The organism is Methylobacterium sp. yr668 (genome assembly GCF_900116245.1).
In the GTDB taxonomy this organism is placed as follows: Bacteria; Pseudomonadota; Alphaproteobacteria; order Rhizobiales; family Beijerinckiaceae; genus Methylobacterium.
Genome location: NZ_FOZY01000004.1, coordinates 273355 through 288768 on the forward strand (window position 1 = coordinate 273355; position 15414 = coordinate 288768).

11 protein-coding genes are annotated in these 15414 nt (G+C 72.6%); 7 read left to right on the forward strand and 4 right to left on the reverse strand.

The window, feature by feature from the left end:
- Window positions 1–3: 3 nt before the first annotated feature.
- The 4 genes from BM419_RS07675 to BM419_RS07690 all read right to left on the reverse strand — a co-directional run bounded on the left by BM419_RS07675 (window position 4) and on the right by BM419_RS07690 (window position 4946).
- The gene (locus BM419_RS07675; RefSeq protein WP_091682497.1) at window positions 4–1335 is read right to left on the reverse strand and encodes a BCD family MFS transporter; all 1332 of its coding nucleotides are present in this window, start codon (window positions 1333–1335) and stop codon (window positions 4–6) included.
- The gene (gene chlG, locus BM419_RS07680) at window positions 1335–2219 is read right to left on the reverse strand and encodes a chlorophyll synthase ChlG (protein WP_091682495.1); all 885 of its coding nucleotides are present in this window, start codon (window positions 2217–2219) and stop codon (window positions 1335–1337) included. The genes BM419_RS07675 and chlG overlap by 1 nt, the downstream gene beginning before the upstream one ends.
- A 361-nt stretch (window positions 2220–2580) precedes the next feature.
- Window positions 2581–4026, reverse strand: a complete 1446-nt coding sequence (gene ppsR / locus BM419_RS07685; RefSeq protein WP_091925996.1) for a transcriptional regulator PpsR — start codon at window positions 4024–4026, stop codon at window positions 2581–2583.
- A gap of 29 nt (window positions 4027–4055) precedes the next feature.
- Complete coding sequence (locus tag BM419_RS07690) at window positions 4056–4946, reverse strand: cobalamin B12-binding domain-containing protein (protein ID WP_091925998.1); 891 nt, start codon at window positions 4944–4946, stop codon at window positions 4056–4058.
- Between the two features lie 317 nt (window positions 4947–5263).
- On the opposite strand from BM419_RS07690, the gene bchF reads away from it, so the two are divergent.
- From bchF to BM419_RS07725, 7 genes are read left to right on the forward strand one after another with little or no spacing between them, the layout of a single operon-like run.
- On the forward strand, window positions 5264–5770 hold the full coding sequence (bchF, locus tag BM419_RS07695) for a 2-vinyl bacteriochlorophyllide hydratase (RefSeq protein ID WP_020095248.1): 507 nt from the start codon (window positions 5264–5266) through the stop codon (window positions 5768–5770).
- A complete protein-coding gene (locus tag BM419_RS07700) occupies window positions 5767–7041 on the forward strand; it encodes a ferredoxin:protochlorophyllide reductase (ATP-dependent) subunit N (RefSeq protein WP_091926000.1) in 1275 nt (424 codons plus the stop codon). Before bchF ends, BM419_RS07700 begins: the two co-directional genes overlap by 4 nt.
- A gap of 4 nt (window positions 7042–7045) precedes the next feature.
- Window positions 7046–8638 (forward strand): ferredoxin:protochlorophyllide reductase (ATP-dependent) subunit B, encoded by a 1593-nt coding sequence (gene bchB, locus BM419_RS07705; protein WP_091926002.1) that lies wholly within the window; start codon window positions 7046–7048, stop codon window positions 8636–8638.
- Window positions 8613–12317: a magnesium chelatase subunit H gene (locus tag BM419_RS07710; protein WP_091926005.1), complete on the forward strand. Its 3705-nt coding sequence runs from the start codon at window positions 8613–8615 to the stop codon at window positions 12315–12317. Before bchB ends, BM419_RS07710 begins: the two co-directional genes overlap by 26 nt.
- Window positions 12314–13207: a ferredoxin:protochlorophyllide reductase (ATP-dependent) iron-sulfur ATP-binding protein gene (bchL, locus tag BM419_RS07715; RefSeq protein ID WP_091926007.1), complete on the forward strand. Its 894-nt coding sequence runs from the start codon at window positions 12314–12316 to the stop codon at window positions 13205–13207. Before BM419_RS07710 ends, bchL begins: the two co-directional genes overlap by 4 nt.
- A gap of 16 nt (window positions 13208–13223) precedes the next feature.
- Complete coding sequence (gene bchM, locus BM419_RS07720) at window positions 13224–13973, forward strand: magnesium protoporphyrin IX methyltransferase (protein ID WP_091926009.1); 750 nt, start codon at window positions 13224–13226, stop codon at window positions 13971–13973.
- Window positions 13970–15397, forward strand: coding sequence for a BCD family MFS transporter (locus tag BM419_RS07725; RefSeq protein ID WP_091926011.1), 1428 nt, complete (start codon window positions 13970–13972; stop codon window positions 15395–15397). The genes bchM and BM419_RS07725 overlap by 4 nt, the downstream gene beginning before the upstream one ends.
- Window positions 15398–15414: the final 17 nt, after the last annotated feature.

Below are 15414 nucleotides of genomic sequence, written 5' to 3' on the forward strand. Positions count from 1 at the left end.
GCCTCACCTCGCGCTGAAGGCAGGATCGAGCGGCACCGTGTCCGGTGCCGGAGCGGGTTCGAGCCGCGCCGCCAGGACGACCGCGACGAGGAACAGCAGCCCTTCCGCGGCGAAGACCGCCGCGTAGGCCTGGACGGGTTCGGCGGTGACCAGCCGGACGGCGTCGACCGCCACGGCCCCGAGGAAGCCGCCGGCCCCGAAGGCGACGCCCTGCGCGGCGCCCCAGACGCCCATGCGGGTGCCGCGCTCCCGCGCGTCGCCGCGGCCGGCGAGCGCCATCATCGAGCCGATGGCGGCGACCGCGTAGGCGCCGTTGGCCACCCCGAGGGCGAAGACCGTCGCGCGCAGGGGGAAGTCCGATCCCGCCGCCGCGCCGCTCGCCAGGGCGAAGAGGGCGGCGGCCGAGCCGGCGCAGCCGATCCCGATCCAGAGCCGCAGGGAGGCGAGGACGGTGCCGCGGGCGAGGAGCGTCACCGCCGCCACCAGCAGCATGCCGGCGAGCACGCCGCCGTGCTGGAGGCCGGCGAGCTTGGTGGTGGCGCCGGGGCTCATCGCGAAGACGAGGCCGGCATAGGGCTCCAGGATCAGCTCCTGGGCGCTGTAGGCCAGCATCGACACGAAGACGAAGATCGTGAAGGTCCGGCTCACGGGGTCGGCCAGCACGTGGGCCAGCACGGTGAAGAACGGGCGGCGCGCCTCCGCGGGCTCGGGCGCCCGGACCGGCAGGCGGCGCTCGACGCCGGCGACCGCGAGCGCCGCCACGCAGAAGGCGACGAGCGAGACCGTGCCCGACACCGCCACGAGGCGCGGGCCGGAGAACGGGTCGAGGAAGTGCCCGGCGAGCGGCGCCGTGACGGCGAAGCCGACGATCATCATCACCCAGACGACGGTGGCGGCCGCGCCCCGCCGGGCCGGCGCGACGCCGCCCGAGAGCAGGACGAGGAGGGAGGTCCCGGCCGCGCCGACGCCCATGCCGACGCACAGGAACGAGAGGGCGGCGAGCGCCAGCCCCAGGGCGAGGCTCTCGGCCGCCAGCGCGGTGCCGCAGGCGGCGCCGAACCCGCCGAGGCAGAGGGCCGCCATACCGCCGACGATCCAGGGGGTGCGCCGGCCGCTGCGGTCGGAGCCGTAGCCCCAGCGCGGGCGCAGGACCTGCACGGCGTAGTGCAGGGCGACCAGCAGGCCCGGCACGAGGGCGGGCAGCGCCAATTCCACCACCATGACCCGGTTGAGGGTGGCGGTCATCAGCACGACGACGCTGCCCAGCGCGGTCTGGACGAGGCCGAGGCGGACGATCTGGGGCCAGCCGAGGCCCGTGCCGGGGTCCGGTGCCATCACGCCCCTCCCACCAGCGGGCGCAGCGCGAAGGCCGAGACCAGCATGCCGAGGACGTAGAGGGTGGTGCCGGTGCCGTTGTACCAGATCGCCCGCTCCCGGGGATTCTCCAGGAACCGGGCCATCAGGGCGAACTGCCCGGCGAGCAGCGCGGCGACGAGGCCGGCGTGCCAGTAGCGCTCCCAGCCGACGAGGAGCGCGATCACCGCCACCTGCGGCAGGGCCATGACCAGGCAGGCGAAGCGCGCGGCGCGCTCGGAGCCCATCTGCACCGGCAGCGACAGCAGCCCCATCCGGCGGTCGCCCTCCACGGACTTGAAGTCGTTGAGGGTCATGATGCCGTGGGCCCCGGCCGCGTAGAGCAGCGCCACCAGGAGCACCCGCCGGTCGGGCAGGGCGGCGGCCATGACGGCGGCGCCGGTGAACCAGGGCAGCCCCTCGTAGCAGAGCGCCACCGCGGCGTTGCCCCACCAGCCGTTCCGCTTCAGCCGCACCGGCGGCGCCGAGTAGATCCAGGCCAGGACCAGCCCGAACAGCGCGGCCCCGAGGATCCAGGGCCCGAGCGCGGCGGCCACCGCCAGCGACAGCGCCGTCCAGGCGAGCGCGAGGTAGAGCCCCCAGCGGCCCGGGATCCGCCCGGAGGGGATCGGCCGGTTCGGCTCGTTGATCGCGTCGACGTGGCGGTCGAACCAGTCGTTGGCGGCCTGGCTGGTGGCGCAGACCAGCGGGCCGGCCAGCAGGATGCCGGCGGCGATCACCGGCCACTGGCCGCTGGCCGGCTGGCCCGAGGAGATCACCCCGCAGGCGAAGGCCCACATCGGCGCGAACCACGTGAGCGGCTTCAGCAGCTCGATGACTGCGCTCGGGGCGGGCGTAGCGGTCATGACGGGAGGCTACCGGCGCCCGGCGGGGTGTCAAGCCAGATTTACACCGCGCGCCAGCATGTGCGCGACGTTTGTCGAATAAATACAGCGGCGGACCAGAAATACATTATCCGGAACACCGAAAAACCGTGCCGGCGGGACCGCCCGCGCGGGCGCTTTCCGGCGCTCCGGCGGCGCCCCGGGCGCTCCCGGCGCCCCCCGTCCGCGAGGACGATTCCAGGATCTTCGAGGCCTTCGGTGCCGGGATCCGAGGGGGTCCAGCGGGCCCCGCCGCGCGCACCTTCGGGGGATGGGAAAGGATGGGATGGGATGGGATTGGATGGGACGGGTCCCGCCGCGCCCGGAGGCCGCGCCCGGATCCTCAGATGTCCTCGACCGGGCCGTCCAGGTCGCCGACGCCGTAGCGCCGCATCTTGGCGTAGAGGCCCTGCCGGCTCAGGCCGAGCATCTCGGCCGCCGAGGCCCGGTTGTCCCGGGTGATCCGCAGCGCCGCCTCGATGCAGAGCTTCTCGATCAGGTCGGTCGTCTCGCGCACCAGGGTCTTCATCGAGACCCGGCCGACCAGCTCGGTCATCTGCTCCACCGAGCGGGGCACCTCCCGCCCGACCCCGGGGCGCCCTTCGGCGATCCGCCGCGGGCCCGACCGGATGGCGAAGCCCAGGCAGGGGCGGGCGCCGGCCACCGACACGGCGGCGACCTCCACGTCCTCCATGCCGCCGTAGGCGCCGCGGACGACGGTGGCGAAGCGGCGCACGGCGCCGTGGTCGACGAGGGTCGCGAACAGCGCCTGCGCCTCGGTCTCGTCGCGGCCGAGCCAGTGGTCGAGGGTGCGCCCGCGGGCCTGGCCCACCGTGGCGAGCTGCGCCAGCTCCAGGAAGGCGGCGTTGGCCATGAGGATCCGCCGCGCCGAATCGGTGACCACGAAGCCCTCCGGCATCGCCTCGATCACCGCGGCGGTGGGCGCCTCCTGGTCGGGCCCGGGCGCCGCCGTCGCCGGGTCGGCGACCAGCTGCAGCAGCGCGCTCGCGCCGCCCTCGCCCCGGAACAGCGAGGCCGAGACCGTGACCTCCCCGCGCCCGTGCTGCAGCGCCGCCCGGATCTCGCTCGCCTGCCCGGTCGCCCGCAGGGCGGCGAACTGCGCCTCCAGGGCCCGGGTGCTGGCGGGGTCGAACAGCTCGACGGCGTCCTGCCCGGCGATGCGCTTGGCCGGGCGCCCGAGGAGGCGCGCCGCGGCCGGGTTGGCCTCGGCCACCCGGCGCGTGCCGGCATCGACCACCAGCACCGGCTCGCCGGAGATCTGGAACAGGAGCCGGTAGCGGGTCTCGGCGGCGCGGAGCCGGTCGTAGTCCCGCTCCAGGGCCTGCTGGGTCTCCACCAGCCGGCGCTGCAGGGCGGCCACCGCCCGCATGTCGCGCCCGAGCACGAGGATCGGGCCGCCCTCCGAGGGCCGGATCGACGCGTAGCGGATCGGCAGGTCGGCGCCGTCGGGCGAGGGGTGGTTCACCTGGCGCCAGCGGGTGATGCCGTCGGCCCCGGCGTCCCGCAGCAGGGCGTCGACCTTCGGGCGGCTCTCCACCGTGACGGTGTCGATCCAGCGCCGGCCCAGCCAGCCCGCCACGGTCTCGGCCGCGAGGTCGGCGCCGACCGTGGCGTCCCGAATCACCCCGTCCGCGTCGATCACCAAGGAGAGGTCCGCGGACGCCGCGACGATGCGCCCGACCGCCTCACCCTGGAGGAGGCCGGCCACCTGCTGCAGGGCCGCGGGCGGCGACTGCGGGGAGGGGCGGGGCTGAGGGGTCACGGTCACCGCAATGTGAAAGTCGGTTTGAGGCCCTTTCAGCAGGCCAGTGCCTGTCTGTCCAGCAAAGCTTCGGCCGCGGCGGGCGCGAGGCACGCGTCCGACGCGCAGGCATCCGCCCCGACGATCCCCGCCTCGCCGCCGTGGCGCGCGAAGAAGGGGCCGCCGACCAGCACCCGGACGTCCCGGTTGCGCGAATCGCGGCGCACCTCCGCCACCGTCGCCGTCAGGACCGGCAGCAGGACGTCGCAGGAGAGCGACAGGCCGACCACGTCGAACCAGTCGGACCGGAGCAGGTCCAGGGGGTCGACCCCCGGCCCGGGCACCGCGGTGGTCACGTCCCAGCCGGCCTCCCGGAAGAAGCTCGCGACCAGCGACAGGCCGAAGACGTGGGTCTCGCCCGGGCAGGGCAGCAGCAGGACGCTGCGCCCGTTGGCCGGGACCGATTCGCTCTCCAGCTCGGCGCAGAGGCGGCGGCTCACGGTGTGGAGCCGCCCGAGGGCCTCGGTCACCGCCAGGAAGTCGCAGGCATCCTCCTCCCAGAGGGCGCCGAGGTGCCGGGCGGCCGGGGCGAGCAGGTCGAGGAGCAGGCGCGGGAGCGGCAGGCCGCCGTCGCGCAGGGCGTCCACGCGGGCGTCGAGGTCGACCGGGCCGGAGGCCAGGAGCAGGGCGCTGAAGTCGGCGATCTCCCGCGCGCTCGGCGCCCGGTCCGCCGGGACGGCGCGGCCGGCGGGCCGGTGGGCCAGCATCAGGCGGGGCAGGATCTCCGCCTCGACGACCTTGGCGAGCGCGTCGGGCACGGGCCGGTGCAGGTCGGGCCAGCCGAGGGCCGCGTCGCGGAACACGGGGAGCCCGTCGCTCACGGGGCTGCAGCCGGCCGCGGACGGACCGTGATCCAGACGGCCACCGAAATGCCTCCAGTTTCCCATCGGCATCCTCCCTGAGACGGCCCCGTCCCGGAAGGGCCGGCGGATCCGCTCGCGCGCTCGGTGTGGCGTTGCTCGCCCGTCTATTCTTCGTGTCCGTCAGTTCCTGAGTCTGACAAGCCGAACGGCAGCAATCTCTGCCGCCACGGCCGACGATACGCTTCCTGACGATCTTGGCAATGATCTTATTCGAAGAAAAAATATCCCTGCCACTGTCATGTCGTGAAAGCGTCAAGCGCACTTGACACTTCCCGGACCCCCGCCCTAGCCTCTGTCAACGACGGAGCCTGAGGCGCCGCCGACGACCAGGGAGCGGATGCATGGGTCCCGAGGACCGGCCGGCACGACCGCTCTACACGCCCGCCGAACGGCGCCGGCGCGATTCGTCGCTCTGGACCGTGGTCCAGGGAGTGCTGGCGCCCCTCCAGTTCGCGATCTTCCTGGTGAGCCTCGTCCTGGTGCTGCGCGCCCTGGCCACCGACGACGGCCTGCGCGCGGCCGAGATCTCGGTCGTCGTGAAGACCCTGGCCCTCTACGCGATCATGGTCACCGGCTCGATCTGGGAGAAGGTCGTGTTCGGGCGGTGGCTCTTCGCGCCTGCCTTCTTCTGGGAGGACGTGGTCAGCATGCTGGTGCTGGCTCTCCACACCGCCTACCTCGCGGCCCTCGCCACGGGCGCGCTCAGGGGTCAGGCGCTGCTGCTCCTCGCGCTGGCGGCCTACGCGACCTACGTGATCAACGCGGCCCAGTTCCTCCTGAAGCTCCGGGCCGCGCGCATGGAGAGTGCCGGAAGTCGCGCGCCGCGCCTCGCGGAGGCGCTGCCGTGAACGCTCCCTTGGTTCATCAGCCACCCTGCGGCGGCATCGAGCTCCGCCAGGAGCAGGGTCAGCGGGCCGTGTTCTGCGGGCTGACCGGCATCGTCTGGCTGCACCGGAAGATCCAGGATGCCTTCTTCCTGGTGGTCGGCTCGCGCACCTGCGCGCACCTGATCCAGTCCGCCGCCGGCGTGATGATCTTCGCCGAGCCGCGCTTCGCCACGGCGATCATCGACGAGCGCGACCTCGCCGGCCTCGCCGACGCCAACGAGGAGCTCGACCGGGTGGTGACCCGGCTGATCGAGCGCCGGCCGGACATCAAGCTCCTGTTCCTCGTGGGCTCATGCCCGTCGGAGGTGATCAAGCTCGACCTGTCCCGGGCGGCGCAGCGCCTGTCGAGCCGCCTGAATCCGGTCCGGGTGCTGAATTATTCGGGCTCCGGCATCGAGACCACGTTCACGCAGGGCGAGGATGCCTGCCTCGCGGCCCTGGTGCCGGACCTGCCCCGCGAGGCGGATGCGGCGGCGCCGTCGCTCCTCGTGGTCGGCGCGCTGGCCGACGTGGTCGAGGACCAGTTCCTGCGGATGTTTTCCGCGATGGGGATCGCGGATGTCCGGTTCCTGCCCGCTCGCCGGGCCAACGCGATGCCGGCCATCGGACGCAAGACGCGATACCTGCTGGCCCAGCCTTTCCTGACCGACACGGCACGCGCCCTCGAAGAGCGCGGTGCCCGCCGGCTGCCTGCGCCCTTCCCGCTCGGCGCCGAGGGCACGACCAGCTGGCTGCGGGCGGCCGCCGAGACCTTCGGCGTCTCCGACGCAACCTTCGAGGCCGCGACCGCGCCGGGCCGCGCCCGCGCCGAGACCGCGCTGGCGCCCCACCGCGAGAGGCTCGGCGGCAAGCGCGTGTTCTTCTTCCCCGATTCGCAGCTGGAGGTTCCGCTCGCCCGCTTCCTCGCCCGGGAGCTCGGCGCGGACCTCGTGGAGGTCGGGACGCCGTACCTGCACCGAGGGCATCTCGCCGCCGAGATCGAGCTGCTGCCCGCGGGCACGCGGGTGACGGAGGGCCAGAGCCTCGACGACCAGATGGACCGCTGCCGGGCGGAACGGCCGGATCTCACGGTCTGCGGCCTCGGCCTCGCCAATCCGCTGGAGGCGGAGGGGCTGTCGACCAAATGGTCGATCGAGCTGCTGTTCACGCCCGTGCAGGGCTACGAGCAGGCCGGCGACCTCGCCGAGCTGTTCGTGCGCCCGCTCCGCCGCCGCGCCCTGCTGGAGGTGTAGCGCCATGCAGCTCACGCTCTGGACCTACGAGGGACCTCCTCACATCGGCGCGATGCGCGTCGCCACGGCGATGTCCGGGCTGCACTACGTGCTGCACGCGCCGCAGGGCGACACCTACGCCGACCTGCTGTTCACGATGATCGAGCGGCGGGACGCCCGCCCGCCCGTCACCTACACGACCTTCCGCGCCCAGGATCTCGGCCGCGACACCGCCGAGCTGTTCAAGCAGGCGGTCTCGGCCGCCCACGCGCGGTTTCAGCCCCAGGCGATGATCGTCGGCGCCTCCTGCACCGCCGAGCTGATCCAGGACGATCCGGGCGGCCTCGCCAAGGCGCTCGACCTGCCGATCCCGGTGATCCCGCTGGAATTGCCCGCCTACCAGAAGAAGGAGAACTGGGGCGCGTCGGAGACCTTCTACCGCCTCGTCCGGGCGCTCGCCGGTCCGCCCGCCCCGCATCCGGCGCGGGAACCCGGGCAGCGTCCGCTCTGCAACATCCTGGGACCGACGGCGCTGGGCTTCCGCCACCGGGACGACCTGATCGAGATCCGCCGGCTGCTCGATTCGCTCGGCATCGCCGTGAATGTCGTGGCGCCGCTGGGGGCCACGCCCGCCGATCTCGGCCGGCTCCGGGAGGCCGATTTCAACGTCGTGCTCTACCCCGAGACCGCCCGGTCGGCCGCGGACTACCTGAAGAAGAGTTTCGGGCAGCCGTTCACGCAGACCGTCCCGATCGGCGTCGGCGGCACCCGAAGGTTCATCGAGGATGTGGCAGCCCTCGCCGGGATCGACCCGGCGCCCGTGCTCGACGGCCCCGGCTCGCGGCTGCCCTGGTACTCCCGCTCGGTCGATTCGACGTATCTCACGGCCAAGCGCGTCTTCGTGTTCGGCGACGCGACCCACGCCATCGGCATCGCCCGGGTCGCCGCCAAGGAACTCGGCTTCACCGTCGTGGGACTGGGCACCTACGGCCGCGAATTCGCCCGCGAGGTCCGCGCCGAGGCCGCCGAGCACGGTATCGAGGCGCTGATCACCGACGATTACCTCGACGTCGAGGCGGCGATCCGCGCGGCCGCGCCGGAACTGGTGCTTGGCACCCAGATGGAGCGCCACGTCGCGAAGCGGCTCGGCATCCCCTGCGCGGTGATCTCCGCGCCGGTGCACGTCCAGGACTTCCCGGCCCGCTACGCCCCGCAGATGGGGTTCGAGGGCGCCAACGTCCTGTTCGACACCCTGGTCCATCCGCTGATGATGGGCCTCGAAGAGCACCTCCTCGGCATGTTCCGGGAGGATCCCGAATTCCACGACGGCGTCGGCCCCTCGCATCTCGGCGGCAAGTCCTACGGGACTCCGGCGGACGGGGCGTTCGAGGCCGCGGAACGGGCGCCGGCCGACACCCCTCCGACGCCGGCGCCCGTTCCGATTCTTCTGGACCGGGCCGCAGCGTGGTCGCCCGAGGCCGAGAAGGAACTCAAGAAGATCCCGTTCTTCGTGCGGGGCAAGGCGCGCACCAACACCGAGACCTTCGCCCGGGAGCGGCATCTGCCGCTCATCACCGTCGAGACCCTCTACGATGCCAAAGCGCATTTCGGCCGATAGGCCGCCGATCCGCATCGTCATCGTCACGCTCGACAATCACTTGGCGAGCGCGGTGGAACGGGCGCGCCTGCGCCTCCGGACCGAGATGCCCGGGCTGGTTCTGGGCTTCCACGCGGCGGCCGAATGGGACAACGACCCCGCGACCCTGGAGGCCTGCCGGGCCGACATCGCGCAGGCCGACATCGTGCTCTCGGCCATGCTGTTCATGGACGAGCACGTGCGGGCGATCCTGCCGGCGCTGGCGGCGCGGCGCGACGCCTGCGACGCGATGGTCGGCTGCCTCTCGGCCGGCGAGGTGGTGAAGACCACGAAGCTCGGCCGCTTCGACATGAGCGGCACCAAGCGCAGCGCCCTCGACTTCCTCAAGAAGCTGCGCGGCAAGCCGGGCCAGCAGGGCAATGCCGGACGGCAGATGGCCCTGGTGCGCAAGCTGCCGAAGATCCTGCGCTTCATCCCGGGCTCGGCCCAGGACGTGCGCGCCTATTTCCTCACCCTGCAATACTGGCTCGCGGGCTCGGACGAGAACGTCGCCGCGCTGGTGCGTTTCCTCGTGCACCGCTACGCAGCCGGCGAGCGGGCCGCCTGGCGTGACGGCCCGGCGGCGCCCGCACCCCTCGACTACCCCGAGACCGGCCTTTACCACCCGCGCCTGCCCGGCCGGATCGGCGCCGACCCGTCGCGGCTGCCCCGCCTCACGGGCGCGAAGGGCCGCGTCGGCCTCTTGGTGATGCGCAGCTACGTGCTCGCCGGCAACACCGCCCATTACGACGGGGTGATCGCCGCCCTGGAGGCGCAGGGCCTCGACGTCGTGCCGGCCTTCGCCAGCGGCCTCGACAACCGCCCGGCGGTGGATTCCTTCTTCATGAAGGACGGTCGCGCCTGCATCGACGCGCTGGTCTCGCTCACCGGCTTCTCCCTGGTCGGCGGCCCCGCCTACAACGACGCCGCCGCGGCCGAGTCGATGCTGGCCCGCCTCGACGTGCCCTACCTTGCCGCCCAGGCACTGGAATTTCAGACCCTGGAGCAGTGGGAGGCAGGCGACCGCGGCCTGTCGCCGGTCGAGGCGACCATGATGGTCGCGATCCCCGAACTCGACGGCGCCACCGCCCCGATGGTGTTCGGCGGACGGTCCTCCGCTTCCGGCAGCGACAACGCCCGGGACATGCGGGTCCATCCCGAGCGGGCGGCCCGCCTCGCCGAGCGGGTCGCGCAGCTCGTGTCGCTCCGCCGGACGGCGCAGGCCGAGCGGAAGCTCGCCGTGGTGCTGTTCAACTTCCCGCCCAATGCCGGCGCCACCGGCACGGCCGCGTTCCTGTCGGTCTACGCCTCGCTGCTCAACACCCTGAAGGGCTTGGCGGCGGACGGCTACACGGTCGAGATCCCGGAAGACGTCGATGCCCTGCGCGCGGCGATCTTGGAGGGCAATACCAAACGCTACGGCACCCAGGCCAACGTCCACGCCCGCATCCCGGCCGAGGATCATCTGCGCCGCGAGCCCTACCTCGCCGAGATCGAGGCCCAGTGGGGCCCGGCGCCCGGCCGCCACCAGACCAACGGCGCCGAGATCTTTGTCCTCGGCGCGCAATTCGGCAACGTCTTCGTCGGGGTCCAGCCGGCCTTCGGCTACGAGGGCGATCCGATGCGGCTGCTGTTCGAGCGCGGCTTCGCGCCGACCCACGCGTTCTCGGCCTTCTACCGCTACCTGCGCGAGGATTTTTCCGCCGACGCCGTGCTGCATTTCGGCACCCACGGGGCGCTCGAATTCATGCCCGGCAAGCAGACCGGCCTGTCCGAATCCTGCTGGCCGGAGCGTCTGATCGGGGCGCTGCCCAACGTCTACCTCTACGCGGCCAACAACCCGTCCGAAGGGACGCTCGCCAAGCGCCGCTCGGCGGCGACGCTGGTGAGCTACCTCACCCCGAGCCTCGCGGCTGCCGGGCTCTACCGTGGGCTGATCGACCTGAAGAGCTCGATCGAGCGCTGGCGCGGCCTCGGCCCCGAGGCGGCGGGCGAGCGCGAGACCCTGGCCCGCCTGATCCAGGACCAGGGCGCGGCGGTCGACCTCGTGGCGGCCGATCCGGGCTGGAGCGGCGATCTGGAGGCGCGGGTCTCGGGCCTCTGGACCGCGCTGCAGGAGCTGGAGCAGACCCTGATCCCGCACGGGCTGCACGTGGTCGGGCAGGGGACGCCGGAAGAGGAGCGGGTCGATCTGCTCCTGGCGCTCGCCGAGTCGGCGCATGGCGTGAAGCCGGAGCGGGCCGGCATCGAAGCGCTCGTCGCCGGCCGGGGCATCGAGGCGGTGCTGAAGGCCTCCGGCTTCTCCGCCGACGAGACCAACCGCGAGATACTCAAGAACCTCGCCGAGACCGACCGGCTGCTGTCCCGCGACCATGAAGTGCCGGCGCTGCTGCGGGCGCTCGACGGCCGCTTCGTGCCGCCGGTGGCGGGCGGCGACATCCTGCGCAACCCGGCCGTGCTGCCGACCGGCCGCAACCTCCACGGCTTCGACCCCTACCGCCTGCCCTCGGCCTTCGCGGTGGCGGACGGCGCCCGGCAGGTCGCCCGGATCCTCGAGCGCTTCGCCGCCGACGGAAAGCCCTGCCCGGAGAGCGTCGCGCTGGTCCTGTGGGGCACCGACAACCTCAAGAGCGAGGGCGGCCCGATCGCCCAGGCGCTCGCGCTGATCGGCGCGGCACCCCGCTTCGACGGCTACGGCCGCCTGAGCGGCGCCGAGTTGATCCCGCTGGAGACCCTCGGCCGCCCGCGCATCGACGCGGTGGTCACCCTCTCCGGCATCTTCCGCGATCTCCTGCCCCTGCAGACGAAGCTCCTGGCAGAAGCCTCGTACCTCGCCGCCACCGCCGACGAGCCCCTGGAGCAGAACTACGTCCGCAAGCACGCCCTCGCCATCCAGGCCGAGCAGGGCTGCGACCTGGAGACGGCGGCGCTCCGGGTCTTCTCCAACGCCGAGGGCGCCTACGGGGCCAACGTCAACCACCTCGTCGATTCGGGGAACTGGGACGACGACGCGGAACTGTGTGAGACCTTCTCGCGCCGCAAGAGTTTTGCGTATGGCCGCACCGGCCGCCCGGCGCCGCAGCGCGCCCTGATGCAGGCGGTGCTGGCCTCCGTCGACATGGCCTACCAGAACCTCGACTCGGTCGAGGTCGGCGTCACCTCCGTCGATCACTACTTCGACGGGCTCGGCGGCATGGGCCGGGCGGTGGCCCGGGCCAAGGGCGAGTCGGTGCCGATCTACATCAGCGACCAGACCCGCGGGGAGGGGCGCGTCCGCTCCCTGGAGGAGCAGGTGGCGCTGGAGACGCGCACCCGGATGCTCAACCCGAAATGGTACGAGGGCCTGCTCGGCCACGGCTACGAGGGCGTCCGCCAGATCGAGACGCATCTCACCAACACGGTCGGCTGGTCGGCCACCGCCAACGCGGTCCAGCCCTGGATCTACGAGCGGATCACCGAGACCTACGTCCTCGACAAGGACATGCGCGAGCGCATGGCCGCCTTGAACCCCACCGCCTCCGCCAAGGTCGCCCAAAGGCTGATCGAGGCGCACCGCCGCGGCTTCTGGACCCCCGACGCAGAGATGCGCGACGCCCTCGACCGGGCCGAGGAGGAGCTGGAGGACCGTCTGGAAGGCGTCACCGCAGGAGTGGCCGCATGAACATCGCGATCCGCAATCCCGTCGTCGCCCGGAAGGAGGAGGGAAGCCTTCAGGTCGCCCTCGACCCCGACCTGAAGATCGAGACCGCCAAGGTCTTCGCGGTCTACGGCAAGGGCGGGATCGGCAAGTCGACCACCTCGTCGAATCTGTCGGTGGCCTTCTCGAAGCTCGGCAAGCGGGTGCTGCAGATCGGCTGCGACCCGAAGCACGACTCGACCTTCACGCTGACCAAGCGCCTCGCCCCCACGGTGATCGACGCCCTGGAGGCGGTGAACTTCCACTCGGAGGAGCTGCGGGTCGAGGATTTCGTGGTCGAGGGCTACAACGGCGTCATGTGCGTCGAGGCCGGCGGCCCGCCCGCCGGCACCGGCTGCGGCGGCTACGTGGTCGGCCAGACCGTGAAGCTCCTCAAGGAGCACCACCTCCTGGAGGACACCGACGTCGTCGTCTTCGACGTGCTCGGCGACGTGGTCTGCGGCGGCTTCGCCTCGCCGCTCCAGCACGCCGACCGGGCGCTGATCGTCACCGCCAACGACTTCGACTCGATCTTCGCGATGAACCGGATCGTCGCGGCGATCCACGCCAAGTCCAAGAACTACGGCGTGCGGCTCGGCGGCGTCATCGCCAACCGCTCGGCCAAGACCGACGAGATCGACCGGTTCAACGACGCGGTCGGCCTGAAGCGCCTCGCCCACTTCCCCGACCTCGACGTGGTCCGGCGCTCGCGGCTCAAGAAGTCGACCCTGTTCGAGATGGAGTCCTCGCCCGAGCTCGACGCCGTGACCGCCGAGTACATGCGGCTCGCCGAGACGCTCTGGGCCGGGGGCGAGCCCTGCGAGGCGATCCCCATGAAGGACCGCGACCTGTTCGAGTTCCTCGGTTTCGATTGAGTCTGGAGTTCGACCGATGGCCAGCGCCAGCTACGACGCCCGCCGGGGCGAGCTGACCACCTACTTCGACCGCACCGCGGTCGAGGCGTGGTCGCGCCTGACCTCGGACGCCCCGGTGAGCCGGATCCGCGCCACCGTGCGGGCCGGGCGCGACGCCATGCGGGCGACGCTGCTGTCCTGGCTCCCGGCCGACATGACGGGCTCACGCCTGCTCGATGCCGGCTGCGGCACCGGGGCGCTCAGCGTCGAGGCGGCGCGGCGGGGCGCCGAGGTGGTGGCGATCGACGTCTCGCCGACGCTGATCGGGCTGGCGCAGGAGCGGCTGCCGGCGATCGCGGGCGCGGGGCGCATCGACTTCCGGGTGGGCGACATGCTCGATCCGGCCCTCGGCCGGTTCGACCACGTCGTGGCGATGGATTCGCTGATCCACTACCGCGCCGCCGACATCGCCCGGGCGCTGGCGGTGCTGGGCGCGCGCACGGACGGCTCGGTGCTGTTCACCGTAGCGCCGCGCACGGCGCTCCTGACGGTGATGCACGCGGCCGGGAAGTTCTTCCCGCGCGGCGATCGCTCGCCCGCCATCGTGCCGGTGACCGAGGGCGGGCTGCGGCGGCGGATCGCCTCGGAGAGGGCCCTCGACGGCTTCGCCTGGGCGCGGTCGCACCGGATCAACAGCGGATTCTACCTGTCGAACGCGGTGGCGCTGACGCGCGCCCTGCCTCGCCGCGCGGATGGTCGGCCAATGACACCCGGGGCGCGACCATGACCCCCGCCCGCAAGCTCACCGAGGTCCTGATGCGCCTCGGCCCGGCGCTGCTTCCCTTCGCGGACGCCGCCACCGCCGAGCTGCCGCTGGGACGGCTGCTCCGCCTCGCCCTGTTCCAGGTCACCGTCGGCATGGCCGCGGTGCTGCTGATCGGCACCCTCAACCGGGTGATGATCGTCGAGCTCGGCGTTCCGGCCTGGATCGTCGCGATGATGCTGGCGCTGCCGCTGGTCTTCGCGCCCCTGCGGGCGCTGGTCGGCTTCCGCTCGGACACCCACCGCTCGGTGCTGGGCTGGCGGCGCGTCCCCTACATCTGGTTCGGCACGCTGCTCCAGTTCGGCGGCCTCGCGATCATGCCGTTCGCCCTGCTGATCCTGTCGGGCGACACGACCGGGCCGCTCTGGGTCGGCAACCTCGCGGCGGCGCTCGCCTTCCTGCTGGTCGGCGCGGGCCTGCACACGACCCAGACCGTCGGGCTGGCGCTCGCCACCGACCTCGCCCCGGCGCACGCGCGCCCGAAGGTGGTGGCGCTGCTCTGCGCGGCGCTCCTGTTCGGCATGATGGCGAGCGCGGTGCTGTTCGGCCTGTTCCTCGCCCATTTCTCACCCGTCCGGCTGATCCAGGTGATCCAGGGCGCGGCGCTGGTCACGATCATCCTCAACGGGTTCGCCCTCTGGAAGCAGGAACCCCGCGATCCGAACCGGACGCGGACGGCACCGCAGCGCGACTTCCGGTCCTCCTGGCAGGCCTATGCGGGGCAGGGCACCGCCCGGCGACGCCTCGTGGCGATCGGCCTCGGCACGGCGGGCTTCTCGATGCAGGACATCCTGCTCGAACCCTACGGCGGTCAGATCCTGCACCTCTCGGTGGCGGCCACCACGGCGCTGACCGCGCTGCTGGCCGCCGGAGGCGGGCTCGGCCTGCTGGTCGCGGCGCGCTGGCTCGGGCGCGGGGGCGACCCGTTCCGCGTCTCCGCGGTGGGCGTCGGGATCGGGATCCTGGCCTTCTCGGCGGTGGTCTTCGCCGCTCCGCTCGCCTCGGCCGACCTGTTCGCCGCGGGCGTGAGCCTGATCGGCCTCGGCGGCGGCCTGTTCGCCCACGGCACGCTCACCGCCTCGATGAACCGCGCCGGCCCCGAGGATACCGGGCTCGCCCTCGGTGCCTGGGGCGCCGTGCAGGCGACCGCGGCCGGCCTCTCGATCGCGGCGAGCGGCCTCGTGCGCGACGTCGGCGGCGCCATCGCCCAGTCGGGGGTGCTCGGCGAGGGCATGAACGAGCCCGCCATCGGCTACCTCATCGTCTACCACATCGAGATCGCCCTGCTGTTCGCGGCGCTGCTCGCGCTCGGACCGCTGGTGCGTGAGGACGCCCGGATACGAGTTCGAGACAGCATCACCGACGGCCTCGCCGGCCGCACAGCCTGAGACTTGGGGAGGACAGC

Coding starts and splice junctions, on each gene's coding strand:
- BM419_RS07675 (WP_091682497.1), bottom strand. CDS start 1,335: ATGGCACCGGACCCCGGCACGGGCCTCGGCTGGCCCCAGATCGTCCGC.
- chlG (WP_091682495.1), bottom strand. CDS start 2,219: ATGACCGCTACGCCCGCCCCGAGCGCAGTCATCGAGCTGCTGAAGCCG.
- BM419_RS07690 (WP_091925998.1), bottom strand. CDS start 4,946: ATGGGAAACTGGAGGCATTTCGGTGGCCGTCTGGATCACGGTCCGTCC.
- bchF (WP_020095248.1), top strand. CDS start 5,264: ATGGGTCCCGAGGACCGGCCGGCACGACCGCTCTACACGCCCGCCGAA.
- bchB (WP_091926002.1), top strand. CDS start 7,046: ATGCAGCTCACGCTCTGGACCTACGAGGGACCTCCTCACATCGGCGCG.
- BM419_RS07710 (WP_091926005.1), top strand. CDS start 8,613: ATGCCAAAGCGCATTTCGGCCGATAGGCCGCCGATCCGCATCGTCATC.
- bchL (WP_091926007.1), top strand. CDS start 12,314: ATGAACATCGCGATCCGCAATCCCGTCGTCGCCCGGAAGGAGGAGGGA.
- bchM (WP_091926009.1), top strand. CDS start 13,224: ATGGCCAGCGCCAGCTACGACGCCCGCCGGGGCGAGCTGACCACCTAC.
- BM419_RS07725 (WP_091926011.1), top strand. CDS start 13,970: ATGACCCCCGCCCGCAAGCTCACCGAGGTCCTGATGCGCCTCGGCCCG.